Raw genomic sequence first — 17,871 nt, 5'->3', positions numbered from 1 at the left:
CCGGCACGGATTGAGGGACACTGCGCGCCATGCCCGGTGAAGCCATCCTCCATGTCGGCGCCCTCGGTTTTCCGTGGGAAACCCTCGACCCGTTCCTGTTCTGCGTCCACCACGACGACGCCTACCCGCGCGGCAATGCGCAGTTCGGCCCCGACGCGCTGCTGACCGGCCGCGACATGGGCCAGGACTTCGCCGGCCTCGACGGCTGGCGCATGTACCACGGCATGACGGTGCCGGGCTTCCCGTCGCACCCGCACCGCGGCTTCGAGACGGTGACGATCGTGCGCCACGGGCTGGTCGACCATTCCGATTCGCTCGGCGCGATCGCCCGCTTCGGCGGCGGCGATGTGCAATGGCTGACCGCCGGCCGCGGCATCGTGCATGCCGAGATGTTCCCGCTGCTGAAGCGCGACGCGCCGAACCGGCTCGAGCTGTTCCAGATCTGGCTGAACCTGCCGGCGCGCAGCAAGATGGTGCCGCCCCACTTCACGATGTTCTGGTCGGAGCAGATCCCGCACCGGGTGCACACCGACGACGGCGGCCGGCAGACCGAGGTCGTCTGCATCGCCGGCCGGATGGACGACGTGGCGGCCCCGCTCGCGCCGCCGCCCGATTCATGGGCGTCGCAGGCCGATGCGGACCTCGCGATCTGGACGCTGCGGATGGCACCGCGTGCGCGCTGGACCTTGCCGGCCGCGCAGGGCGACGGCACGCGGCGCAAGCTGTATTTCTTCGTCGGCAGCGCGGTGACGGTCGACGGCGTCGCGGTCGACCGCCATGCGGCGATCGAGCTGCGCGCCGGCGCCGCGGTCGAGCTCGTCAACGGGGCCGACACCGCCGAGTTCCTGGTGCTGCAGGGCCGGCCGATCGGCGAGCCGGTCGCGCAATACGGCCCGTTCGTGATGAACACTCAGCAAGAGTTGCAACAGGCCTTCACCGACTACCGGCGCACCGGCTTCGGCGGATGGCCCTGGAAAGACAACGCGCCGGTGCACGGCCCCGAGCCGCAACGCTTCGCGCGGCGCCCCGATGGCGCCGACGAGCGGCCCTGACGCCTGTCCATCCGACGTCGCGTGACAACCCCATCGGGTGCGCCGATGGCTGGGTGTCGCCGCGCAAATGCCCTCGCCGCAGTGCTTGTATCGAGTCGTGTGCTTGCCTGAAGTGGAAACGCTTCCATAGAGTTCGGCCCTCACACCACGACACGAGGGGACGAGATGAACACGCTGAACCGGGCCGCGCTCGCCTGCTTGCCGCTGCTGCTGGCCGCCTGCGGCGGCGGCGAAGCGCCTTCCGCGGGCGCCGAAGCCGCCGCGTCCCATGAACAGGCGGCCGCGTTGGCGGTGCCTGCCGTTCCGGCCGGCCGCTACGTGCTGAAGAACGTGCAGAGCGCGAAATGCGTCGATGCGGTGCCGCCCGGCAGCGACGGCGGCGCCTTCGTGCAGACCCCCTGCAGCGGCGCCGCCACGCAGGCCTTCGACCTGACGGTGCAGGCCGGCGGCAGCCACAAGCTGGTCGCGGTGGGCACCGGCCGCGTGATGGACCTGGCCGCGAGCTCGACCGCCGACGGCGCGCTGATCCACCAGTGGACCAACAACGACACCAGCGCGCAGCGCTTCGTGCTGCAGCGCAGCCAGGGCAACCGCTTCGCGCTGGTGAACGCGGGCAGCGGCAAGTGCGTCGCGATCGACGGCGGCTCGCTGAACGACGGCGCCGGCCTGCGCCAGGCCGGCTGCAGCGCCAGCGGTGCGCAGCAGTTCCTGCTGTACCCGGTGTCGACCAGCGGCCGGGGCGTGCTGGCGATCGGCCGCTATGCGCTGAAGGCGGTGCATTCCGGGCTGTGCATCGACGTCGAGAACGGCGCGCTCGACAACGGCGCGAAGACGGCCCAGGCGGCCTGCAGCGCCGGCGACCGGCAGCAGTTCGAGGTGCAGCCGGCCGCCGAAGGCACCTACAGCTTCGTCAACGTCAACAGCGGCAAGGGCCTGGACGTCAGCGACATCTCGCTCGACAACGGCGCACTGATCCAGCAATGGGCCTATGGCGGCGGCGCGAACCAGCGCTTCGTCGTGTCGGACGATGCCGGCGCGCTGCGCATCGCGGCCCGCCACAGCGGCCGCTGCGTCGACGTGAGCGGCGTCAGCACGCTGCCCGGCGCGCGCATCCACCAGTGGGACTGCCTCGGGGCCGCGAACCAGCGCTGGACCCCGCTGCCGGCCGGCGACACACCGCCGCCGCCGACCGGCATCTGGGTCGGCACCTGGGGCGCATCGCCGCAGGGTGGCAACACCAGCTTCAACCAGCAGACGCTGCGGCAGATCGTGCACACCAGCGTCGGCGGCGCGGCCGCGCGCGTGCACCTGTCCAACGTGTTCGGCAACCAGCCGGTCACGGTGGCCAACGTGCACATCGCGCAGCGCGCGAGCGGGTCGGCCGTCGTCGCGGCCAGCGACCGCGCGGTCAGCTTCGGCGGGCAGGCGACGGTCGTGATCCCGGCCGGCGGCGAGGCGGTCAGCGACTCGGTCGACTTCAACGTCGCCGCGCTGTCCGACGTCGCGATCAGCTTCTACCTGCCGAACGCGACCACGGTGACGACCGAGCACCAGACCGGCCTGCAGACGAACTACGTGGCGGCGGGCAACGTCAGCGGCAACGCGACGATCAACCCGAGCGCGACCAGCGGCAGCTACCGGCTGCTGACCAACCTCGACGTGTCGAACGGCAGCCTGCGCGGCAGCGTGGCGACGCTCGGCGCGTCGATCACCGACGGCGTCGGCACGAACTTCGACGCCAACCAGCGCTGGCCGAACGTGCTGGCCAACCGGCTGAACGCGGCCGGCATCGGCGTCGGGGTGCTGAACCAGGGCATCAGCGGCAACAGCAGCCTGCGCGACGGCGCGGGCCCGAGCGCCGAGAACCGCTTCGACCGCGACGTGCTCGGCCAGGCCGGCGTGAAGTGGGTGATCTATTCGGACGACCCGATCAACGACCTGCGCGGCAACCCGCAGCCGACGCTGGAGCAGCTGCTCGGCCCGCTGCAACGGATGATCGCGAAGGCCCATGCGCGGCAGGTGAAATTCCTGTGCTCGACGCTGACGCCGTACAGCGACAGCGTCTGGACGCCGTCGCAGGAGACCACGCGGCAGGCCTACAACGACTTCGTCAAGAGCAGCGCCAGCGGCTGCGACGGCGTGATCGACCAGGACCTCGCGACCCGCGACCCGGCCAACCCGGCGCGCATGCTGCCGGCGAACGACACCGGCGACCACCTGCACCCGAACACCGCCGGCAATGCGGCCATCGCGAATGCGGTGAACCTGAACCTGTTCACGCTGCCTTGAGGGCGCCCCGATGAGGTGCTGAAGGGGCGGGCATCGGCACAAGGTATGCCGATTGCCCCGGGGCCTGCGTCGTCAACGCACACGGGCCTCGCCATGACCTCCATTCGGCCGCTTCTGCTGCACACCGTGCCGGAACCGCCGGCCACGCCACCGCCGCCGCCGATGGTGCCGCCGTCGCTGCCGGAGATCGACGACCCGCCGTCGCCGCACCCGGCGGATCCGGTGATCGAGCCGGGCGCACCGCCGCCGCCGGTCGCCAACCGGGCGCCCTGCGGTCAGGTTTGCGGCAAGTCCTGCGACGGCTCCGCGAGCCGCACGCCGGCTTCGTCGAGCAGCGACCTCGGCTGCCTGCGCTTGAACCAGAGGTACAGCCCACTGCCCAGCACGAAGATCGTGATGATGTCGAGCAGCGCCCAGACGACCTTCAGCGGCCAGCCGCCGTAGTCGCCGAAGTGCAGCGGCTGCGACAGCAGCAACGTCGCGATGTACCACGGCACCGGCGGCGACGCGGTGACCTGCGCCGTCTGCGCATCGACCATCACCGGCTGCAGCAGGCGCGCCGTCAGCGGCTCGGTGCCGCGCATGAAGAAGGTGTGGTGGTGCGGGCTCGAGAAGCCGGTGCCGGGGAACGCGATGAAGCCGACGCGCATGTGCGGCGCCCTCGCCCTGGCGGCCTCGAGCATGCGCTGCGTCGGCGCGCGGGCGCCCTCCTCGACCAGCGGCTGGCCCTGGTACGGCGCGAGCAGCGTGGTCAGCGCGTCGAACTGCCACAGCTTGATCAGCAGGTCGGCCCAGGTGTTGATCATGCCGGTCGCGCCCACCACCAGCGCCCACGTCAGCGTGGCGATGCCGAGCAGGTTGTGCAGGTCCAGCCACTTGATGCGCTTCGAACGCTCGCGCCGCACCTCGCCAAAGCGCAGCTTGCGCATGAACGGCGCGTACAGCACCAGCCCCGAGACGATGGCCACCAGCAGCAGCAGGCCCATCGCGCCGAGGAACAGCTTGCCCGGCAGCCCGGCGAACAGGTCGACGTGCAGGCGCAGCATCACGCTCATGAAGCCCGTGTTGACCGGCACCTCGCCGAGCACCCGGCCGGTGCGTGCGTCGACCGCGATCGACTTGAAGTCCTGCGTCGGCGCGGGCGTCGGCGTCAGCGTGACGTGCCACAGGCGGTCGTCGTCTTCCGGCTGCGACGCGAACTGCACGATGCGCTCGGGGTAGAGCGCACGTGCCGAGGCCAGCACCGTGTCGAGGCTGGCGCGCGGCGTGTCGGGCGGCATGGGCGGCGCCTCGATCTCGCCGCCGGTCAGGTGGTCGATCTCGTGGTGGAAGATCAATGGCAGGCCGGTCAGGCACAGCAGCAGCATGAATGCGGTGCAGACCAGGCTGCTCCACTTGTGCCACCACGACCAGGTCTTCAGGGCGCTGGCGCTCAGCATGGTCAGAAGTCGACGCTGGCGCTGAACGAGACGGTGCGCGGCGCACCGACGACCAGGTAGCCGCTGTTCGGGTAGCCGCCGGCCGAGGCCCAATAGTCCTTGCCGGTCAGGTTGTCGACGCGCAGCCGCAGCGTGACGAGCCGCTGCTGCAGGTCGACGATCCAGCGGGCGCCGACGTCGAGGCGCGTCCACGCCGGCAGCTCCAGCGTGTTGGCCGAATCGGCGTAACTCGATCCGGTGTAGACGACGCGACCGTCCAGCGCCAGGCCGTCGACACCCGGCACGTTGAATTCGCTGCCGAGGTTGGCCTGCACGCGCGGCACGCCGAGCGTGCGCTTGCCGTCGGTGGCGTCGTTGCCGGTGGACCGCTGCTTCGCATCGAGCCAGGTCACGCCACCCAGCAGCTTGACGCCGGGCGCGGCCTCGCCGAACACGTTCAGCTCGGCACCCCGGTGGCGGTCTTCGCCTTCGGACGTGAAGACGCGGGCCGCATTCTTCAACGAGCGCGGCTTGGTGGTCGAAAACAGCGCGAGGCTGCCGCCGAGGCGGCCGCCGTCGAACTTCACGCCGATCTCCTTCTGCCTGGACACGTACGGGTCCAGCGACTGGCCGGCGTTCAGCGGCAGCTGCGTGGGGTCGGGGTCGAAGCTCGGCGCGGTGTCGCCCTTCGACAGGCCTTCGACGTAGTTGCCGTAGAACGACAGCCCCGGTCCGGCCTTCGCCACGACACCCAGCATCGGGCTCAGGCGCGACCGCACGTACGACGCGTTCTCGACACCGGTGTTGTAGTCGTAGCTGTTGGTGTCGATCGTCTGGTGGCGCGCGCCGACCGTGACCAGCAGCTGGTCGTCGAGCAGCGACAAGGTGTCGCCGAGCGCGATGCTGCGCAGGTTCGTCAGGCCGGTGGTGATCGGCGCGGCCAGCGTGCCGCCGAAGCCGGCGCCGGCGCTGAAGGCCGGCTCGGGATGGCTGACCGGGGCGTACAGGTTGGTCGCGAACGGGTGCAGGTCGTCGAAGCGGTAGGCATTCCTGCTGTCGAGGCGGAACGCCGAATACGACGCCACCCAGTCGTGTCCGACCGGGCCGGTGCGCAGCTTGCCGCGCAGGCCGAGTTCGCCGGTGTCGACCTGGTCTTCGCGGGCGTTGTCGAAGCGGTAGGCGCTGGCCGTGCCGTCGAGCGCGCTGACGGTCGGGTTGGCCAGCGAGTTCGACTCGTCGCTGCGGCGCAGGCCGTAGGCAAGCCATGCGGTGACGCTGTCGCCCAGGTCCCATTCGGCGCGCAGCGTGCCGAACAGGTCGCGCTCGTTGGAGTACGACCAGGGCTGCGCGACATTGGTCGTGCCATCGGGCGCCGATGGCAGCGACGCGAGGCCGGACAGCGACACGCTCGGACGCGGCGCCTTCAGCCGGTTGTCCTGGTAGCCGATGTCGCCCGACACGCGCACGTCGCGGCTGTGCCAGTCGAGCCCGACCGACAGCACGCCGAGCTCGGCCTTCTCGTCGTCGACCGCGGTCTCGCCGTCGCGGTAGATCGCGTTGACGCGCAGGCCGGTGGCATTGTCCGGACCGAAGCGGCGCGAGACGTCGGCCGACAGCGTGCCCTGCCGGCCGCTGACGCCGGCCGTCACGCGGGTCAGCGGCTGGTTGGCGGCACGCTTGGGCAGCAGGTTGATCGAGCCGCCGATGCCGTCGCCGCCCGGGTTCGCGCCGCTCAGGAAGGCCGACGCCCCGCGCAGCACCTCGACGCGCTCGAACAGTTCGGTGGCGATGTACTGGCGCGGCAGCAGGCTGTAGAGGCCGTTGTAGGCGACGTTGTCCGAGCTCAGCAGGAAGCCGCGCAGGAAATAGGCCTCCTGGAAATTGCCGAAGCCGCGCGCGATGCGCACGCCGCTGTCGTTCTGCAGCACCTCGCCGACGCCGCGCGCCTGGCGATCCTGGATCAGGTCGTTGGTGTAGCTGGTGATGCTGACCGGCGTCTCCATGTTGTCGCGCGTGCCGAGGATGCCGGCACGCCCGCCACGCGCCACCTGGCCGCCGGCATAGGGCCTGGTCAGCCCGGCGGCCGACGCATCGGCGCTCGCGCTGATGTTCACGGTGGGCAGCGTCGTCACCGGCGCGCTGGCCGCCGCCTCGGGCGCCGTGGGCGCAGTCTGGGCCTGCACGGCAGGCATCAGGCAGGCCAGCGCGGTGACGCAGGCGATCGGCGTACAACGGTTCATGGGATTCTCAGGATTAGCAAATAAGAATTGTTCGCATTCTAGTGGAACCCGTTCCGCCCCGGCCCTGCATGCGCTCGCCTGACAGCGCTACCATCGCCGCGCAAACTTTGCGACCGGGAGGTCCACCGATGAAGCTGAATTCCTTGCGCACCGTGGCCCTGGCCGCGGTCCTGCAGCTGGCTGGCAGTGCCGCGTTCGCGATGACCGAGAAGGACGCTGCCAGCAACCTGATGCACTTCGCGTTCGCGATGAAGGGCGCGGAGCAATGCGACCAGCTCGGCTACCCGTCGATGGCGGCGCAGAAGCGCTGGGAGAAATCGCATGCCGCGCTGCTGGTCAGCTCGATGGATCGCATCGAGAAGCACGCGCTGGCCTCCGGCAGCGTGACGCCGGCGCAGGCCAAGGACGTTGCGCTCGGCCTGTTCGTGCGCTTCAAGGACCGCTACGACCAGGAGATGGCGCCGACGGTCACCGCCAAGTCGTGCATGCGCTTCAACGAAACGCTGTCGTTCTACGGCACCAAGCTGATCAGCGACTGATCAGACCGCCAGCATCAGGTGCGGGTGGCTCGCGTAGTTGCGCTGCTCGCTGACCTTGTCCTGCGCGAGTTCGACGGCGATGCCCTCGGACTTGTGCTCGTCGAGCGGCGACTTCTGGCATTGCTGCTGCATGTGCTGCTGCAGCATGAAGTCGAACATCTCGACGAGTTCCGGGCTGCGCGTCGTGTGATCGACGCCGGGCTCGGCCGGCTTCGCGGCGGGCGCCTCGATGGCGGGATCGCCGGCCGGGCGGCGCAAGGCCCCGATCGAAGCCGCCTGGAAGGCGGACTGCCCGGGCTGCAACGGCATCGGTCCGATCGACCGGTACGAGGCAAGCGGGGACGGTGCGGCGCTGACGGTGATGCTCATGGCGGTTCTTTCTGGAAGGGCCTGTGGTTCCCATGCTGCGCGCCGTCCGGTGCGCGGACGGCGCGGCGTGCGATGCGGTGCACGGTTTGCCGAAGTGCCGCCGCGGCTCAGCGCTCGGTCAGCCGCAGCTCCTTCGGGTGGCTGATGACGTAGTCCGCCGCGACACGCGCGCTGCCGCCGGCCGGCACGTCGAGCGTCCACGACGCGACGCCCGGCTGCCCCTGCCACGCGAGATCGGCCGGCTGCGGCGCGAACTGCACCGCCACCTTCACCTGCTCGTCGACCGACACCGGGGCCGCCTCGAGCACCTGCAGGCTGATCGGCGTGGTGTGCCGGTTCTCGATCGTGTAGGCCCGCGCCAGCTTGCGCTCGCTGCGGTTGCCAGTGAAGCCGCTGCTGCCCTGGGTATCGCGCTCGGGCGCCACCGAGACCCGCACCAGGTCGTCGCGGCCGAACGACAACGACAGCCGCGCCGCGCCCGACACATCCCAGCGCCCCTGGCCGACGAAGGCGCCGTCGCGGTACAGCTGCATCGGCCCGGCCGGCCACACGCCGGCGGGCACCGGCAGGTCGGCGACCAGGAAGGCGCTGGCGTCCAGCTGCGGCGCGGTGCGCACCGCCAGCGTCGCGCGGTCCTCGTGCTGGCCGAGCGTCATCGTGACCCGCTCGCCGCTCGACGGCACGTCGATCGGCTGCGGCACGCTGAACTGCGTCGCGAACGCGCCGTCGAACACGCTGGCATCGAATTGCGGCAACGGCTGGCGCGCTTCCATCTCGGTGGCCATCGGTGCGGCCGCCGGCGCGGCGAGCATCCCACCGGCCATCTTGTCGCGGGCGAGCTGGTTGCGCACCTGCGGCACGGGCGGTGCCTCGATGCCGAGCCGCCAGGGCGACGGCAGGCGGCCGGTGGTTTCATGCCGCGGCTGCCCGGTCGACAACAGCAACTTCACGCCGCGCCAGTCTTCGCCGGTGGCTTGTGCCACCAGCGCCTGGCGTTCGATGCGCACCTGGCGGCTCGCGCTGTCCAGCAACGCGCGGTAGCTGGGCGTCCAGCCCGGGCCACGCACCTGGTAGCTCAAGGTCACATCGGCGTCGCTCGCCGTCGCGAGCGTCACGGTCACCGTGGCCACCTGCCCGCCGGACCCCTGGCTGCGGGCGCGCTCGGCCTGCAGCGGTGCGAGCTCCCGTTCGAGCTCGGCCTTCCGGCGCGCGATGCGGCTCTGCTGCAGCAGCGCGTCCTGGCCGGTGCGCCGCAGCGCGTCGGCCTTGCCGACGACGGTCTTCGGATCGAGCGCGCCGCGGCGCGCCGCCGGTTCACCGCCGCTGCCGGCCGACACGTCCTTCAGGTAGCCGGTCACGAAGCCGAGCGCTTCGGCTTCGGCCTGCAGTGCGTCCTTGCGCTCCTCCAGCTCGCGGATGCGGCCGTCCAGCGCATGGGCGGCACAGCGCGGGGCGCTGGCGCGCGGCAGCATCAGCACCGAGGTCTCGCCGATGCGCACGCCCGCGTCGGCCGACACCTGCAGGCTTTGCACGTCGAGTCCGGCCGGCAGGCAGTCGAAGCTCAGCGTGCGGCTGCCGGCCGGCGCGCGCGCGACGCGCTCGACCGTCGCGCTGCCGGCGTAGACCGTCACGCGGGCGATGCGGGATTCGGCGGCGGCAGCGCCGAGCAGGAACAGCGAAGCGAGCAGACCGGGCACGGTTCGGAACGCGGTGGACACAAGGGCGGGCATGGCAGGCCTTCACGGGTGGAGAGGCTTGCTGATACGCCGCAGGGTCCCGAACGGGGTGAAGTGCGGTGGAGCGGGGAGAATCGCGGTGCGATGACCGCCCCCACGACCTCCCCTGCTCCTGCCCCGCGCATCGGCGTGGGCGTCGGCATCCTCGTGCTGCGCGACGGCAAGCTGCTGCTCGGCCGCCGTCGCGGCTCGCACGGCGCAGGCACCTGGTCGGCCCCGGGCGGTCGGCTGGAGTACGGCGAGTCGATCGAAGACTGCGCGCGCCGCGAACTGCTGGAAGAGACCGGGCTGGTGCTCGGCCCGTGCGAGCGCGGCCCTTACACCAGCGACGTGTTCGACGAGGTCCGCCAGCACTTCCTGACCGTCTTCGTGGTGGCGCGGCACACGCTCGGCGAGCCGGCAACGCTGGAACCGGACAAGTGCGACGGCTGGCAGTGGTTCGACAGGTCGGCGCTGCCGCAGCCGCTGTTCGCGCCGCTCGCGTCGCTGCTGGCCACGGGGTTCGACCCGTGCGTGCCGGCCCGCTGAACGTCAGCGCGGATTCGCCTCGATCAGCGTGACCAGCGTGTGCAGCACGCGGTTGACCGGCGTCGGCACGCCGTGCCGCTCGCCGCGCCGCACGACCAGCCCGTTCAGGTGGTCGATCTCGCTCGGCTTGCCACGCATCACGTCTTGCGCGGTCGACGAGAACTGGCCCGGCATCGTCGCGGCCAGCCCGAACACCGTGGCCTCGATATCGCCCGGCACTTGCACGCCTTCGGCCTGCGCGACCGCCCGGCATTCGGCGATCACGTCGTGCATCACCTGCTGCACGCCCGGGTGGTCGACGAAGCGGCCGTACGGCACGCGGCCGATCGCCGAGATCGCGTTGTAGGCGCAGTTCAGGACCAGCTTGGCCCACAGCGCGCCACGCACGTTGTCGGAGATCGTCGCCGGCACGCCGGCCGCAGCGAGCATCCCGGCAAGACTTGCCGAGACGCCGTTCGGCGCGATCACCAGCTCGCCACGTCCGTGGTGCAGCAGGTGCCCCGGCCCGGCCATCTCGGTGGCGACGTAGACCACGCTGGCCGCCACCTCGTTCGACAGCACGCTGCGCACGCGCTCGTCGTTGTCGACGCCGTTCTGCAGCGTCAGCACCAGTGCGCCGGGCGACAGGTGCGGGCACATCGCCGCGGCGGCGGCTTCGGTGTCGGTCGACTTCACGCAGAACAGCACCAGCTGCGCGCCCTGCACCGCCGCCACCTCGGTGCTGGCCTGCAGCCGCACGCGCTCGTCGAAGGTGCGCGTCTGCATGCGCAGTCCGTCGCGCGCAATGGCGTCCACATGCTGCGGCCGGGCAATCAGCGTCACGTGGTGGCCGGCGCGCGCCAGCATGCCGCCGAAGTAGCAGCCGACAGCGCCGGCGCCCATCACGGCAACGGTCCAGGGGGTGACGGTCGTGCGGTCCATGGGCATCTTCGGAGTGGCGAGGGCCGCAGTGTCCGACAGATGCATCACCCCTGCTTGCCGCTCAGGCGCCCTGCGGGAAATCGGTCGACGCCGACAGCCGCTCCCAAGCCTTCGTCTCGCCTTCGACGAACGCGTTCTTGTCGCGGATCGCCTGCAGCGTGTCGGTGCCGAGCGGCAGGCGCAACGGCGGCGTCGCCGATTCGACCAGCGCGAGCATCGCCTGCGCGAGGCGCTGCGGATCGCCCGGCTGGTTCAGGCTGATGCGCTTCGCGGCCTCGCGCACCTGGCCAGCCGTCGGCGCGTAGTCGTCGACGACGCGCGGCGACACCACCAGCGACGACTGCTCGAGGAACTCGGTTCGGAAGTAACCCGGCTCGACCACCGTCACATGGATGCCCAGCGGTTGCAGCTCGGCATGCAGCGCCTCGGTCAGCCCCTCGACCGCGAACTTGGTCGAGCAGTAGACGCCGAAGCCGGCGCCCGAGCGGTAGCCGCCGACCGACGACAGGTTGATCACATGGCCGCTGCGGCGCGCACGCATCGCCGGCAGCACCGCCCGCGTGACGTTCAGCAGCCCGAACACGTTGGTCTCGTACAGGCGGCGCACTTCGTCGGCGCTCGCCTCTTCGACCGCGCCGAGCAGACCGTAGCCGGCGTTGTTGACCAGCACGTCGATGCGGCCGAAGCGGGCCAGCGCGGCCGTGACGGCGGCGGCCGATTGCGCCTCGGAGGTCACGTCGAGCGCGAGCGCCAGCAGGCCGGGCTGCGCGCCGAAGCGCTGTTCCAGCGTGCTCGCATCGCGCGAGGTGGCGACGACCGCATCGCCCTGGGCGAGTGCCGCGTCGACGATGCGCGCGCCGATGCCGCGTGCCGCACCGGTGATGAACCAGACGCGCTTGAAATCGGAAGAGGTTGCCATGGTGATGTCCTTGATGTGGAGATGGAGTGACGCCACTTTAGGCAGCCGATTGCGATCGAACTAGCCCACAATCGCTGGCGACATTCGCAAGCCAATCGTGACAATCCCACCATGGCCTTCAACGAACTCCGGGCAATCGCCACCTTCATCCGGGCCGCCGAACTGGGCAGCCTGCGCCAGGCCGCCGCGGCCCAGGCGATCACGCCGCAGGCGGCCAGCCAGGCGCTTGCGCAGCTGGAGTCGCACCTGGGCGTGCGGCTGTTCCACCGTACGACGCGCCGGCTCAGCCTGACCGAGGAAGGCAGCCGCTTCCTCGAGGCGGCACAGCCGGGGCTGTCGACGCTGCAGCGTGCGCTGCACGGCGCGCGCCGCGGCCGCGAAGAGATCGCCGGCCCGCTGCGCATCGTCGCGACGCGCTCGCTGATGCTGCCGGTGCTGTGGCCGGTGCTCGACGAATTCTGCAGCCGCCATCCCGACATCGAGCCCGACGTGCAGCTCGACGACCGGCTCGGCAACTGGGTGGAAGACCGGGTGGATGTCGGCTTCCGCGCCGGCACGCCGCCGGCCGACGGCGTGATCTCGCGCCGGCTGCTCCCGCTGCAGCTGGTGGTGTGCGCGACGCCGGCCTACCTGGCCCGCCACGGCACGCCGCGCAGCATCGACGATCTCGCGCAGCACCGCTGCAGCGGCTTCCGGCACCCGGCCACCGGCAAGGTGGCGCCATGGGAGTTCCGCGTCGGCTCCGAGATCGTGTCGCGCCATTTCGCGCCGGTGTTCTGCACCAACGACGTCGAGCTGGAAGCCGATGCCGTGCTGTCGGGCCACGCGATCGGGCAGCTGGTGGGCGTGTCGGCGGCGGCGCGGGTGCGCAGCGGCCAGCTGGTGCCGGTGCTCACCGAGCACGTCACCGAACACCTGAATCTTTACCTGTACTACGGCAGCCGCATCGCGCAACCGGCCCGCGTGCGCGCCTTCATCGACCTGGTGGTGGAACGGGTGGCGGGCAATGCGGCGTTCTTCCTGGAGCCGCATGAACTGAAGCCGCCGCGCACCCGGCGCGCGCGGTAGCGTGCACGACGATCAGGGTTTCGGAATCTTGATCCGGCTGATCATCAGCGAGCCGGAGAGCCCGAACAGCAGCACCAGCGGGTGGAAGTAGTGGGCGCCGATCATCACCTCGCCGAACCACAGGTCCGGGCCGAGCGCACCGAACCAGGCGGCCGCGCCGAGCATCAGCACCAGCACGATCGAGGTCGGGATCGGCGTGCCTTCGAAGTGCGTGACCTTGCCGCTCTCGTCCGACATCGCCACCGCGGTGACGTTGTAGCGCGCGAGGCGCGACACGCCGCAGGCCACGAAGTAGGCGAGCACGATGCGGTCGTACAGCCCGCGCATGCCGCAACCGTAGGCAATGATCGCCGGCGCGACGCCGAACGAGATCACGTCGGCCAGCGAATCGAGCTCGCGGCCGAGCGCCGATGCCTTCTGCCGCCAGCGGGCGACGCGGCCGTCGAGGATGTCGAACACCAGCGCGGCGACCACCAGCGCGCAGGCGAAATGGATGTGCACCGGGTTCGCGCTCGCGAGGTAGGACATCATCGAGAACAGCGCCCCGGTGCCCGACACGGCGTTGCCGAGCGTGAACCAGTCGGCCAGGTGGAACTCGCGGATCATCGAAAACGGCTTCGGCTTCATGCGCTGGCGCTCCATCGTCGGTCAGGGCGGGCAGTTTAGTTGACTGCCCGCCCTTGCCGCATCAAGGCGCCCAGGCGTTCTCCACCGCCCACTTCGTGTCCGCATCGAAGCTGCCCGAGGTGTTCCAGCTGCTGCCGCCCTGCCCGTCGGCGATCCACACCTCGGCCGCGTAGTGGCGCAGGTAGCGGTTCGGGAAGTTCGATGCCGCGAAGCGCGTGCCGGCGCTGCCGTCGGCGGTGCCTTGCGCACAGAAGGTCGCGTCCGCCCGGTACAGCGCACTGTCCTGCAGCGGATCGCGGCGCACGCGCGAGTTGCTGTGCCGCAGGTACTCGCCGGGGAAGTTGCGCGACTCGAACGAGTAGCAGCTCGCATCGGCCAGCCCCGGCACCATGCGCCAGCTCGCGTCGGCCTTCAGCGTGGCATCGCTCGCCGCGGCGACGACCTCGGTGTAGGCCAGCGCGTTCTGGTGCCGCAGGTAGCGGTTGTCATAGCCCGGCGTCAGCACGCGCAGCGAATGCAGCGTGTTCGCCCCGATCAGCACGCTGCTGCGCCACCAGCCGGTGGCCGGCGCCCACGATGCATCGGCGCGGTAGCCGCTGGTGTCCTGGAACGGGTTCAGCCACACCTGCGCATTGGCATGCCGCACATAGTGGCCGGGCAGGTTCTTCGACTCCAGCGACAACCCCGTGCCACCGTCCAGCGCCTTGCGCGGGCAGAAGGTGGCATCGGCCTGGAACAGCGCGCTGCCGTCGCTCGGGTCGATGCGCAGCCGGAAGTTCTGGTGGCGCAGGAACTGCCCCGGCTGGTTGACCGATTCGAACGACAGGCAGCTGGTGTCCGCCAGCCCGTTGACGACCTTCCACGACGTGTCCTTCTTCAGCAGCTCGCTGCTGTTGGCATCGACCACCTCGGTCACGCCCAGGCTGTCGGCATGCCGCAGGTAGCGGTTGGTCACGCCCGGCGTCACGGTGCGGAACGAATACGACGTGCCGCGCCGCGGGTAGGGCTCGCCGCCGATCAGCGCCTGGTGTGCCGTCTTCAGCCGCGCGAAGTCCATCTTGCGCACCTGCCGGTCGTAGGTCAGGAAACCGTTCAGCTCGTCCTCGACGTCGCTGATCTCGGTGTAGACCGCCGCGCTCAGCCCGCGCGACACCGCCAGCTCGCGCAGGCCGTTCACCTGCTCCAGGTAGACGTTGGTCAGCGTCGCCGCATCGGGGTACAGCGTGTAGCAGCAGGTCGACGCCGGGTTCCACATGTGGCCGTCCACGCGCAAGCCGTTGCCGCCGAACTCGCCGAGCACCGAGATCCGGTTCGGCTGGTACGCCGGCGCGCTCGGGCCCGGGTAGTCGTGGTTGTCGATCAGGTCGCCGGTGCCCTGGTCGCCCGGCGCGAAGTTGATGCCCGAGTGGGTGTCGGTCAGCCGGCTCGGGTCCCAGGCCTTGAACTGGTTGGCCATGCGGACCATGTCGAAGTCGCCCCAGCTCTCGTTGAAGATGACCCAGGTGACGACGGCCGGCGACGAACGGTGCTCGTCGACGATCTCGCGGTCTTCGGCCTCGACCTTGGCGCGCACCGCGGCGCTCGATTCGGCGTCCCACGCATGCGGCATGTCCTGCCACACCAGCAGGCCCAGCTTGTCGGCCCAGTAGAACCAGCGCTGCGGCTCCACCTTGATGTGCTTGCGCACCATGTTCAGGCCCAGGTCCTTGATGGCCTGCAGGTCCGACTTCAGCGCGTCGTCGGTCGGCGCGGTGTACAGGCCGTCGGGCCAGAAACCCTGGTCGAGCGGGCCGTACTGGAACACGAACTTGCCGTTCAGCAGCGGGCGCGGCACGCCGTCGATGGTGCCGACCGCGATCGAACGCATGCCGAAGTAGCTGCCGACCTCGTCGACCACCACGCCGTTGCTGCGCACGCGCAGTTTCAGGTCGTACAGGAACGGATCGTCGGGCGACCACAGGTGCGCGTTCGGCACCGGCACGCTGAACTCGGCGTCGGCGCTGCCGGCGGCCACGCCCACCTGCGTGCCGCCGCTCGATGCGATGGCTTCGATCGCCTGGCCGGCCAGCCCGCTGCCGCGCACGATGATGCGCAGCCGGTTGTTCGGCAGGTCGGGCGTCATGTCGAGGCGCGTGATGTGCGGCGCTGCCACCGGCTCCAGCCACACCGTCTGCCAGATGCCGGAACTCGGCGTGTAGAAGATGCCGCCGGGGTTCAGCGTCTGCTTGCCCAGCATGTCGTCGCCGGTGGTCGGGTCGAAGGCGCCGACCACCAGGTCGTTGCTGCCGCTGCGCAGGTAGGGCGTGATGTCGAAGCTGAACGCGTCGTAGCCGCCGCTGTGCTGGCCGACCTGCTGGCCGTTCACGTAGACGGTGGCCTTGCGGTCGACCGCGCCGAAGTTGAGCTTCACGCGCTTGCCGCTCCAGCCGGCCGGCACGGTGAACGTGCGCTTGTACCAGAGGTTGCGGTCGTTCATGCGCTGGATGCCGGACAGGAAGGACTCCACCGGGTACGGCACCTTGATCTGCTCCGGGTTGGCCGGGAAGCCGGGTGCGGTGGCCGGCGGGCTGTCGGCGTTCGGCGCGGCGCTGCCGCCGTTGTAGCTCCAGGTGCCGTTCAGGTTCAGCCAGTCGGCACGCGTCAGCTGTGGGCGCGGGTACTCGGGCAACGGCACCGCGGCCTGCTGCGCGGCCGCGGTCCACGGCGTCGTCAGGCGCGCGCTGACGGCCTGGGCGGATTCGTGGGAGGGGTTCGCCTGCTGCAGCGGTTCAGCGGCGGAATCGCTGCCGCCGCCACAACCCGCGGTGAGCAACGGGACGAGCAGGCTCGCCAGCCATCGCCGGTGGGTGGTCTTCATCGTGTCTCCTTCGGTCGCCTCGGAACGGGATGTTTGCGGCACCAGCCCGATGACGGACGGCTCGCGCCAGTGCGCGGCCATCGCTAATATTTGATTAATATTAGGCGCACGGCGGGTCCTGCGCGTCAACCGCGCAGGTGTAAGGCCGTGTGAGGAGGGGGGACTTCAGCCGACCGTCTGGCGCGGCACCAGCCGCCCGTCGACCTTGACACGGCGGCGCCGGCCGTCGGGCGCGGCGACCTGCGCCAGCAGCATCTCGACCGCCAGCCGCCCCATCTCGTAGTTGGGCAGCACCAGCGTGGTCAATGGCGGACTGGTGTGGCGCGCGATCTCCTGGTCGTCGTAGCCGATCACCGCCACGTCGTGCGGCACCTGCTTGCCGAGCTGGCGCAGCGCCTCGAGGCAGCCGACGGCCATCAGGTCGTTGGCGCAGAAGAACGCGGTCGGCGGCTTCGGCCGCTTCATCAGCGCCAGCGTGTGGTCGTGGCCCGACGCGACATGCCAGTCGCCCTCGCGCACCAGCGCCGCGTCGTAGGCGATGTCGGCGCTGGCGAGCGCGCGGCGGTAGCCCTTCAGCCGGTCGCGCGCGGCGTCCATCCACGGCTCGCCGTTGATGAACGCGATGCGGCGGTGGCCGGCGTCGAGCAGGCATTCGGTGGCGACGAAGCCGCCCAGCACCTCGGACGGCTCGACCGACGAGAAGCGCGGCTCGCCACCCGCGGCGGGCTCGGCCTCGCTGCAGTTCAGCAGCACCGTCGGCACGCGCCCGAGCTGCGGCGGCACGCTGACCTGGCGCGTGAAGATCGTCGAGTAGACGACGCCGATCAGCGCCGGGTTGGCCAGCATCGTCGACAGCACGGCGGCCTCGATGCCGGCATTCGAGCGCGTCGCGAACACCGCCACCAGCGCGCCCTGGTTCCAGGCCTCGTCCTTCGCGCCGTCGATCGACAGCACCGGGTGCGGGCTGGTGGAGACCTCGTCGACCAGGTAGAGGATCAGCGGCGTCGACGCAGCCGCCGCGCGGTTCCGGCCGCGGCGCCCGGGGGCGGCGGCCGTGCCGCGGCGGTCCGGCAGCCGGTAGCCGAGCTCGGCGGCCACGCGCAGCACGCGGGCGCGGGTCTCGTCGGACAGCTTGGTGCCGGTCATGCCGTTGAGCACCAGCGAGACGGTCGACTGCGACACCGCGGCCTGCGTCGCGACATCGGTCATCGTGACGCGGCGGGCGAGCTCGGTGGGCGGCGGCGCTTTGGCGGGCATGTCGACGGCGGGTGGATTACTAATATGAGCGATCTCGGCACTCGTATGGTA

Annotated in this window: 14 protein-coding genes; 5 read left to right on the top strand and 9 right to left on the bottom strand. The window is 70.6% G+C overall.

Annotated elements, in window-relative coordinates; genetic code table 11:
* The first annotated feature begins 29 nt into the window (after positions 1-29).
* A complete protein-coding gene (locus ASC98_RS04650) occupies positions 30-1,052 on the top strand; it encodes a pirin family protein (RefSeq protein WP_157598241.1) in 1,023 nt (340 codons plus the stop codon).
* A gap of 165 nt (positions 1,053-1,217) precedes the next feature.
* Positions 1,218-3,341 (top strand): RICIN domain-containing protein, encoded by a 2,124-nt coding sequence (locus ASC98_RS04645; protein WP_056806161.1) that lies wholly within the window; start codon positions 1,218-1,220, stop codon positions 3,339-3,341.
* Between the two features lie 275 nt (positions 3,342-3,616).
* On the opposite strand, the gene ASC98_RS04640 is transcribed toward ASC98_RS04645, so the two are convergent.
* Both ASC98_RS04640 and ASC98_RS04635 read right to left on the bottom strand, forming a co-directional pair.
* Positions 3,617-4,780: a PepSY domain-containing protein gene (locus ASC98_RS04640; protein ID WP_056806158.1), complete on the bottom strand. Its 1,164-nt coding sequence runs from the start codon at positions 4,778-4,780 to the stop codon at positions 3,617-3,619.
* 2 nt (positions 4,781-4,782) lie between these two features.
* A complete protein-coding gene (locus ASC98_RS04635; RefSeq protein ID WP_056806155.1) occupies positions 4,783-6,999 on the bottom strand; it encodes a TonB-dependent siderophore receptor in 2,217 nt (738 codons plus the stop codon).
* A gap of 128 nt (positions 7,000-7,127) precedes the next feature.
* Between ASC98_RS04635 and ASC98_RS04630 the strand changes: the two genes are divergently transcribed.
* Positions 7,128-7,538, top strand: coding sequence for a hypothetical protein (locus ASC98_RS04630; protein ID WP_056806152.1), 411 nt, complete (start codon positions 7,128-7,130; stop codon positions 7,536-7,538).
* Here ASC98_RS04630 and ASC98_RS04625 read toward each other — a convergent pair whose 3' ends face one another.
* Complete coding sequence (locus ASC98_RS04625; RefSeq protein ID WP_056806149.1) at positions 7,539-7,907, bottom strand: hypothetical protein; 369 nt, start codon at positions 7,905-7,907, stop codon at positions 7,539-7,541.
* Between the two features lie 107 nt (positions 7,908-8,014).
* Positions 8,015-9,637, bottom strand: coding sequence for a DUF4139 domain-containing protein (locus tag ASC98_RS04620; RefSeq protein ID WP_082542246.1), 1,623 nt, complete (start codon positions 9,635-9,637; stop codon positions 8,015-8,017).
* 90 nt (positions 9,638-9,727) lie between these two features.
* On the opposite strand from ASC98_RS04620, the gene ASC98_RS04615 reads away from it, so the two are divergent.
* Entirely contained in the window at positions 9,728-10,171 is a 444-nt protein-coding gene (locus tag ASC98_RS04615) for an NUDIX hydrolase (protein WP_056806146.1), read from the top strand.
* A gap of 3 nt (positions 10,172-10,174) precedes the next feature.
* Here the strand turns inward: ASC98_RS04615 and ASC98_RS04610 are convergent, their stop codons facing one another.
* Positions 10,175-11,137: a 2-dehydropantoate 2-reductase gene (locus tag ASC98_RS04610; RefSeq protein ID WP_082542247.1), complete on the bottom strand. Its 963-nt coding sequence runs from the start codon at positions 11,135-11,137 to the stop codon at positions 10,175-10,177.
* A gap of 16 nt (positions 11,138-11,153) precedes the next feature.
* Positions 11,154-12,011 (bottom strand): oxidoreductase, encoded by an 858-nt coding sequence (locus ASC98_RS04605; RefSeq protein WP_056806141.1) that lies wholly within the window; start codon positions 12,009-12,011, stop codon positions 11,154-11,156.
* A 111-nt stretch (positions 12,012-12,122) separates the two neighbouring features.
* Here ASC98_RS04605 and ASC98_RS04600 point away from each other — a divergent pair, with 111 nt between their 5' ends.
* Entirely contained in the window at positions 12,123-13,079 is a 957-nt protein-coding gene (locus ASC98_RS04600) for a LysR family transcriptional regulator (RefSeq protein WP_056806138.1), read from the top strand.
* Between the two features lie 12 nt (positions 13,080-13,091).
* Here the strand turns inward: ASC98_RS04600 and pssA are convergent, their stop codons facing one another.
* The 3 genes from pssA to ASC98_RS04585 all read right to left on the bottom strand — a co-directional run bounded on the left by pssA (position 13,092) and on the right by ASC98_RS04585 (position 17,820).
* On the bottom strand, positions 13,092-13,706 hold the full coding sequence (gene pssA, locus ASC98_RS04595) for a CDP-diacylglycerol--serine O-phosphatidyltransferase (RefSeq protein WP_056806359.1): 615 nt from the start codon (positions 13,704-13,706) through the stop codon (positions 13,092-13,094).
* Positions 13,707-13,767: 61 nt separating this feature from the next.
* Positions 13,768-16,563, bottom strand: coding sequence for an AbfB domain-containing protein (locus tag ASC98_RS04590; RefSeq protein WP_162249346.1), 2,796 nt, complete (start codon positions 16,561-16,563; stop codon positions 13,768-13,770).
* A 165-nt stretch (positions 16,564-16,728) separates the two neighbouring features.
* Positions 16,729-17,820, bottom strand: a complete 1,092-nt coding sequence (locus ASC98_RS04585; RefSeq protein ID WP_235581169.1) for a LacI family DNA-binding transcriptional regulator — start codon at positions 17,818-17,820, stop codon at positions 16,729-16,731.
* Positions 17,821-17,871: the final 51 nt, after the last annotated feature.

This window comes from Rhizobacter sp. Root1238 (genome assembly GCF_001425825.1).
GTDB lineage: Bacteria > Pseudomonadota > Gammaproteobacteria > Burkholderiales > Burkholderiaceae_C > Rhizobacter.
This window is presented reverse-complemented; position numbering and strand designations above follow the sequence as displayed.

Bases quoted from the DNA above. Each gene is read 5' to 3' on its own strand.
- ASC98_RS04620 (WP_082542246.1), bottom strand. From the start codon at position 9,637: ATGCCCGCCCTTGTGTCCACCGCGTTCCGAACCGTGCCCGGTCTGCTC.
- ASC98_RS04650 (WP_157598241.1), top strand. From the start codon at position 30: ATGCCCGGTGAAGCCATCCTCCATGTCGGCGCCCTCGGTTTTCCGTGG.
- pssA (WP_056806359.1), bottom strand. From the start codon at position 13,706: ATGAAGCCGAAGCCGTTTTCGATGATCCGCGAGTTCCACCTGGCCGAC.
- ASC98_RS04605 (WP_056806141.1), bottom strand. From the start codon at position 12,011: ATGGCAACCTCTTCCGATTTCAAGCGCGTCTGGTTCATCACCGGTGCG.
- ASC98_RS04645 (WP_056806161.1), top strand. From the start codon at position 1,218: ATGAACACGCTGAACCGGGCCGCGCTCGCCTGCTTGCCGCTGCTGCTG.
- ASC98_RS04630 (WP_056806152.1), top strand. From the start codon at position 7,128: ATGAAGCTGAATTCCTTGCGCACCGTGGCCCTGGCCGCGGTCCTGCAG.
- ASC98_RS04640 (WP_056806158.1), bottom strand. From the start codon at position 4,780: ATGCTGAGCGCCAGCGCCCTGAAGACCTGGTCGTGGTGGCACAAGTGG.
- ASC98_RS04590 (WP_162249346.1), bottom strand. From the start codon at position 16,563: ATGAAGACCACCCACCGGCGATGGCTGGCGAGCCTGCTCGTCCCGTTG.
- ASC98_RS04635 (WP_056806155.1), bottom strand. From the start codon at position 6,999: ATGAACCGTTGTACGCCGATCGCCTGCGTCACCGCGCTGGCCTGCCTG.
- ASC98_RS04600 (WP_056806138.1), top strand. From the start codon at position 12,123: ATGGCCTTCAACGAACTCCGGGCAATCGCCACCTTCATCCGGGCCGCC.
- ASC98_RS04585 (WP_235581169.1), bottom strand. From the start codon at position 17,820: ATGCCCGCCAAAGCGCCGCCGCCCACCGAGCTCGCCCGCCGCGTCACG.
- ASC98_RS04610 (WP_082542247.1), bottom strand. From the start codon at position 11,137: ATGCATCTGTCGGACACTGCGGCCCTCGCCACTCCGAAGATGCCCATG.
- ASC98_RS04615 (WP_056806146.1), top strand. From the start codon at position 9,728: ATGACCGCCCCCACGACCTCCCCTGCTCCTGCCCCGCGCATCGGCGTG.
- ASC98_RS04625 (WP_056806149.1), bottom strand. From the start codon at position 7,907: ATGAGCATCACCGTCAGCGCCGCACCGTCCCCGCTTGCCTCGTACCGG.